Consider the following 6224-nt stretch of genomic DNA (forward strand, 5'->3'; position numbering starts at 1 on the left):
AAGACAACAAAATCTTCAGGCTAATAGAAATGCAGCTTTCAAGTGCTGCCTAATAGACATGGGAAATGTCAGTTACTTATTGACAAAAGTTTGATACTTAAAGATATTTGCCTTTCATATTATTAAAAAACAAAACAATGTATACTCTTATAAATAAAATTTGGTCGGCTACAATTATCACAGTGTTATTCCTTGTAAATGCTAATTCTCAAACAAATTGGAATGTTACAGTTAGTAATTTCTCATTTACCCCATCAAGTCTTACAATTAACCAGGGCGATGTAGTTACTTGGAATAATACGCTCGGAACCCACAACGTTAATGGAATGACAGCTACATTTCCTAATAACCCCGCCTCATTTGGAAATACTGTGCAGAGCTCACCTTGGGAATACAGTTTTACTTTTGATATTGCTGGTGAATACAGTTATCAATGTAATCCTCACTCGGGAAGTATGCAGGGGACCATTACGGTTAATACCGTTACTTCAATTACCGATAATGCCAATAATGATGATATTAGAATATACCCAATGCCGGTTAGGAATTATCTGTTTATAGAATTTAGTGACAAAAAGGCTAAAACCTACTCAGGTATCCAGCTATTTAATATGAACGGGCAGATCGTTTTTTCACAAGCAATTGAGAGTAATGATAATTTGAGAATAAACATAGGGCACCTGGAACCTTCGGTATACTTTTATCGATTGCAGAATACTAACGGATATATTGATACTGGGAAGATTTTAAAAAAGTGATGAGTTGGGCTATTTTAAAAGTTCATAATTGAGCTGTATCGTAACCTTTAATTCTTCTGCAATAATCTTAACCAATAATTTTGGAATTTTTATGTCATAATCGTCCACCTTGATAATAAATTCTGAATTGGCCGAAATAGATGTGCCATTATTAATGAGTCCTCCAACAACTTCAATTGTTTTCTTAACGCTATGAATGAGCATTTCTTCCTTTACCGTAACAGAGTGTTGTTTGATTTCACTTCCTCCATTATGTAGGTTTTATGTACTTAGGTTAAATTCAATTATTTGCTAATGAATTGTAAATTAAAGAATATAATTATGCTTACAATATCTACTTACTATTCGCTACCGAACGTATTTTTTTGTGTAGGATATTGTTATTGTTTTTGATTTGAATTAACGACTAGAGTCAAACTTTATCAAGTTTTCATTGCAATCAAATATCGCCTTAAAACACGCTGTCAATTGTGTGAAGTATTTGCATAACATTCTTTTAGTGCAGTGTGGTTTTGGAGTGGTATTTATGTTCATGGCTGTAAATGAACTAAAAAAATAGGTGCAGTTAAATGTTCTTTTTGTTTTGTTATCTAATCACCTGAGAACCGAATTTTTATCCCAATATTAAACATGAGAAATTCATCTTCTTTAAAATAGTTTTGATATGTAATCCCAATCATAGGTGAAAGTTTTATATTCTTATTATTGAGCAACTGAAAATCTGCCGTCATTTTAAATTCTTGACGAAAGCGCTCTTCTGTCTTTTTTTGCGTCCAACGATAACAGGATATTAAATTAAGTTTATTATTGTAAAGGTGAGCATCAACACCAATAGAACTTTCAAAATATGTAGCAGGGGGATCTGAAAGTGAGGTAAATCCTATTCCATAATTTAGTTTTATTTTATCAATTGGTATCCTTAATACCGCCATTTGCCAGTCAAAAGTACAAAGTGAGCCAGAGTAATCATGAATCAGGGAATAACGCATGTCTGAAGCAAATATTCCCCAGTTAACTCTTAGGGATGGGTTAAATATCAACGTATTAAAGTCGGTTCCATAATCGATGCCTGTTTCGACTGAAATGAGGTTAGGATGTTTGTCCAAATCGGACAATACTTGTTTTTGTGCCTCTACAGTAATAATGCTTATACCTTTTATTATGCCAAAGAAGATTTCAGCTAATATACTCTCACCAAAACTCATGTCCTCTGAGTCTGATATTGATGTAGAACTTTCAGTCTTCGAACTACTGTTTTTGTCGTCATTCTCTACATTTTCTTTAATTTTTGACACCTGAGAAAGAGAGGTGTGATTGATTAAACAAAATGCCATAATCAGTATTGAAAATCGTAATAAATATTTCATTGCATTGTTGTTAGGGGGTCACTTATAAGACAATCTAGAGTGCACAAACACTAATTGTTAATGTCGTTTTATGGTAACTTTTTGATGAAAGAATGTCTTTCATAAATGATTTAAAAAATGGGATTGGGTGGTGACAGAAATTCAATGCTTCTGTTAATTCATTTAATTTAACAAAGGTTTAATTCATCGTGACTTGCCCCGAGTTAGTCCAACCTTTAGGTGTGGGAGACTAAAAAGTCATCGGCTTTTCTCTATAAACTAATGAAATAGCTATATTTGGTGCGCAAAAATTATTTAATTAACAAAACATCCTATAATAACTTTACTTCAGTGAAGAATTGTTATGTGTGGAAAAATCATTTGATAACTGTTGAACAATACTGATAAAAAAGTACGTTACGCTCAGATTCAACTGCTTCATAAGCAAACCAAAGTAGGTCTGGTTGGTGTTATGGTTGTTTCCCTTGGTGCTTGTTTCATTTTCTGGAATGTGGTTGCTCAATGGAGGTTGCTTTTGTGGGTAGGCGTAATTTTTGTTCTGAGTTTAATTAGAGGTGGTATTGTGTTTACGTTTCAGAAGCGAGTGCAACTAACATCTGATATTGACCGATGGGCAAGATTACATGAAATAGGTATTTTGGCATCCAGCTTAACGTGGATGGTGCCTTTTGTGTTTTTATGGCCTGGCGAAAATATTATTTATCAGTTTGTGTGGCCAATACTGGTTTTGCCTCTTAGTGCAGCTGGTGTAGCAGGATACTACACCTGGCCAAAGTCCTATATTCCTTTTCTACTTCTAACGACATTACCCGTATCAACTCGCTTTTTTTACGAAGGAGGTTTATTGTTAAATATGATAGGTTTCCTTTCCTTATTCTTTATTGGTGTTATGATGAGTGCTGGTAGAGTAATGCATGCCGCTAGTTTGCGTGCTTTTAAATTGAATATACATAACCAAGAACTGAATGAAGTGTTGAAGAACGAAATCTCAACAAGTGAGCACCTAAATGTTAAATTACAGCAGGAAGTTCTTGAACGAAAAATGGCAGAAAAACAGATAAGAGATAAGAATACTGAATTGCATAAAATCAATACTTCTAAAGACCTGCTATTTAGTATTATTGCGCATGACCTTAGGGGGCCTTTTTCTAATATACTAGGCTTAACGGATATTATGCGTGATAAAGAAAGCGAACTTTCCAATGACGAATTAAGAGAGCTGGCTGATGCTACCAATCGATCGTCAACTAAAGCTTTTGATCTGCTGGATACACTGCTTGAATGGGGGAGGATTCAACAAGGAAAAGTAAGTTTCAATCCACAAATGACTTGCCTGAAAGAATTAACTACAAACATCACAGATGCGCTTAAAGATACCTATACACAAAAGAACATAAGACTAGTTAACTTGATACCCAATAGTACTAACGTATATATTGACAACCATTTAGTGCAAACCATACTTAGGAACTTGATACACAATGCTATTAAATTTACACCCTCTGGCGGAAACATAACATTGTCTACGAAGGGTAATGACATGGGACAAATAAACGTTTGTATTGAAGACTCGGGCATTGGGATGAGTCAGGAATTGATAGAAGATTTGTTTAATTTAGACTTTAACACTAATCGAGCAGGTACCAATGGGGAGCCAAGTATTGGTTTGGGCCTAATTATTTGCAAAGAACTAATAGAGAAACAGGGTGGTCAACTGAACATTGAAAGCATTCCAAACAAAGGAAGCCTATTTAGTTTTAGCGTACCCATCAGTAATAGTTAATTATTATCATGCACATGTGGGGTGTTTGGTATTTTAATATTCATGTATTTCATTACTCTATTAACCGACAATAAGTATGATTAACAAAAGAGTAATGAAAGATCTTTATAGGAATTTGTAATTCAAATCTTATAGATTCATTATATGCTCCAGCAATTATTGTTGGTTCGTTCGAATGAATCTTTTTAAACTTTCCGCCATATTCAGTTGTAAGATTTTTCCAGCTAACTGGAATTTGTAAATGTTTTGCGTGTTTAAGACTATATGGTGTATTGTTTTTTTATGGTTGCTCACGGCCTGCCGTATAAAGCGTAAAGGAATTTAACCTTGGTTACTTTCTATTTTGAGCAGAGCCAAAGCATTGTATTTTGTTTTAAGTTTTCAAAAGCCAAATCAGTGATTTGGCGGTGGTTGCCAAAGCTCCAAACCAACACAATTGCACTATGCCCTTTATGCTTTATAACGGTTATTAGCTGCTTGGTTTTTTATAATATTCTGAAACCACATAATATTCATGACCTTTCTGTTTGCAAATCAGCTCTATATTCATGACGTTCAAAGAGAAGGTGTTATTTTCTACTATTTCAACCTCACGGACTGTTATGTTATTCTCAATAATGTAATTAATAATCTCAATTTTTAGTTTGTCCATTTCATTTGAAACAGGATTAAACTGGTACAACCTTTTGCCTTTACCGAAATATGTCTTCGTCATATTTTCAGCAAAGAATTTATATCCGAGTATTATTGATTTTACCTTATCCTTCTTATAACTAACTTTTCTCTTATCTAGTTCTAGTGTCGGGTCATTGTAATTAGGTATTGACATATTTTCTCGATTAACTAGAAATCGCCATTCTTTTTCATGACTCCATTGTGAATATTTGACATTAGTAACATAAAGAAGTTGTTCTGTTTCTAATCTAATACTTCGTGGAGATATAGTTTCATAATGGTCTGCATAATTAATTGGAAACGGGCCGATAATCCCATTGTCTTCAAATAACTGATTTTCGAATTCAAGCGCGAATCCTTGATGATTATTGTAGTAAGACCACATCAACATGTCATTATCAACACCTGCCAATGATAAGATTCCCCAGTCCTTAAATATAAGATTCCAAAAGAAGGTTAAATAGGAATCCTCTAAATCACTTTTATCTTCACGAAACAACCTTGATGTCCTGGATTGAATATGTTCATGTGAATACCTCATGTCAGGAGTTATAAGTCTTTGATTACGTTCATGAAGTTTGACAAATTGTCTTTCTGAAAACTTATCTAAGCACACCATTTGTCTACATGAATCAAAAGGGTCATTCAGAATTGATGGATGTGAGAAAAATAAATATCTGTTAGTAAAGGCATTTACACTATTATTACTAAGCGAATAATATTTAATGAATGAATTAGGAAGTGGCTTATCTGAATCTGGAACAATTCTTGGCCCTTGTTTATCTCTTAAATATTTCCAATTATTAAAAATCATTGCGGTCTGTAAATTTACCTTGCAGCTAACTACTCATTATAAAGCATGCTTTATCTATGTCACCTCTAAATTACCAAAAATCAGTGCTTTCCAATTATCAATTGGCAGTAAGTTATCAACAAGCTCCCCTTTCCACACCCAAAGGGGGGCTTTGATATTATGCTTCCATCGTTTCTTCTTCCTGCTTAGCCTTGCTTGCTTTCAAGTCAATGATTATGCGCGCTGCCATGTAGGTTTTATAAACCTGCGGATGCGACATCTCGAGCATTAACATCAGTTTGTCAAGCTGATTTTTCAACAATTCATCGGCCTGGGCAAACAAGACTCTTAACTCAGCTGTCGCTTGCGAGCGTGTTACAATTTCACCACGTGGAGCAGCTATTAAGGCAGAAAATTCATCAATCTCACTTTTGGCATTCGCAAGCGTTTCGTTTGTTATACCATAATCTGTCAGCTCTTCAACCAGGGTAAGCGCCAGTTCGTAAATATTCATACAGGCAGTTTTTAGCTCCTTATCCGTCAGTGTTCTTAAATAGGACGGGGTGATGCTCACCTTCGAAACCAGGTCGGGCATGTTATTGCTGTGAGCATAAGCGTAAATGGCAGCAGCCACTTGTATTATTGCCTGTATCATTTCGGCTTCTTCCTTCACCTTTAGTTTACTATTGGCCGAGGAGTAAGCCATTTGTACCTGGTGCATCTTATCTATCTGATGTTTCCCACGTAAGTTAAAACGCTGAATGTCAAGCAAAAAGAATCATGCTTCAGAATAAAAGTACAAAAGTTTTCTCGGAGACAAACAGCTTTTTTACTTCAAGTGAAAAAGG

The 6224-nt window shown here is 34.7% G+C and carries 6 protein-coding genes; 2 read left to right on the top strand and 4 right to left on the bottom strand.

Annotated features, from left to right (window positions below):
- Positions 1 to 137: 137 nt before the first annotated feature.
- The gene (locus JIV24_RS21700; RefSeq protein WP_200467187.1) at positions 138 to 758 is read left to right on the top strand and encodes a plastocyanin/azurin family copper-binding protein; all 621 of its coding nucleotides are present in this window, start codon (positions 138 to 140) and stop codon (positions 756 to 758) included.
- 9 nt (positions 759 to 767) lie between these two features.
- Here the strand turns inward: JIV24_RS21700 and JIV24_RS21705 are convergent, their stop codons facing one another.
- Positions 768 to 962 (bottom strand): YceI family protein, encoded by a 195-nt coding sequence (locus JIV24_RS21705; protein ID WP_200467188.1) that lies wholly within the window; start codon positions 960 to 962, stop codon positions 768 to 770.
- 386 nt (positions 963 to 1348) lie between these two features.
- Positions 1349 to 2125 carry a hypothetical protein gene (locus tag JIV24_RS21710; protein WP_200467189.1) on the bottom strand — a complete coding sequence of 259 codons (777 nt, stop codon included), beginning with the start codon at positions 2123 to 2125 and terminating at the stop codon, positions 1349 to 1351.
- A gap of 370 nt (positions 2126 to 2495) precedes the next feature.
- Between JIV24_RS21710 and JIV24_RS21715 the strand changes: the two genes are divergently transcribed.
- On the top strand, positions 2496 to 3908 hold the full coding sequence (locus tag JIV24_RS21715) for a sensor histidine kinase (protein WP_200467190.1): 1413 nt from the start codon (positions 2496 to 2498) through the stop codon (positions 3906 to 3908).
- 469 nt (positions 3909 to 4377) lie between these two features.
- On the opposite strand, the gene JIV24_RS21720 is transcribed toward JIV24_RS21715, so the two are convergent.
- Positions 4378 to 5397 carry a DUF2971 domain-containing protein gene (locus JIV24_RS21720; RefSeq protein WP_200467191.1) on the bottom strand — a complete coding sequence of 340 codons (1020 nt, stop codon included), beginning with the start codon at positions 5395 to 5397 and terminating at the stop codon, positions 4378 to 4380.
- A gap of 157 nt (positions 5398 to 5554) precedes the next feature.
- On the bottom strand, positions 5555 to 6097 hold the full coding sequence (locus JIV24_RS21725) for a hypothetical protein (protein WP_200467192.1): 543 nt from the start codon (positions 6095 to 6097) through the stop codon (positions 5555 to 5557).
- Positions 6098 to 6224: the final 127 nt, after the last annotated feature.

It is taken from the genome of Carboxylicivirga marina (assembly GCF_016612505.1).
GTDB classification, from domain to species: domain Bacteria; phylum Bacteroidota; class Bacteroidia; order Bacteroidales; family Marinilabiliaceae; genus Carboxylicivirga; species Carboxylicivirga marina.

Coding starts and splice junctions, on each gene's coding strand:
- JIV24_RS21705 (WP_200467188.1), bottom strand. CDS start 962: ATGCTCATTCATAGCGTTAAGAAAACAATTGAAGTTGTTGGAGGACTC.
- JIV24_RS21700 (WP_200467187.1), top strand. CDS start 138: ATGTATACTCTTATAAATAAAATTTGGTCGGCTACAATTATCACAGTG.
- JIV24_RS21720 (WP_200467191.1), bottom strand. CDS start 5,397: ATGATTTTTAATAATTGGAAATATTTAAGAGATAAACAAGGGCCAAGA.
- JIV24_RS21710 (WP_200467189.1), bottom strand. CDS start 2,125: ATGAAATATTTATTACGATTTTCAATACTGATTATGGCATTTTGTTTA.
- JIV24_RS21725 (WP_200467192.1), bottom strand. CDS start 6,097: ATGCACCAGGTACAAATGGCTTACTCCTCGGCCAATAGTAAACTAAAG.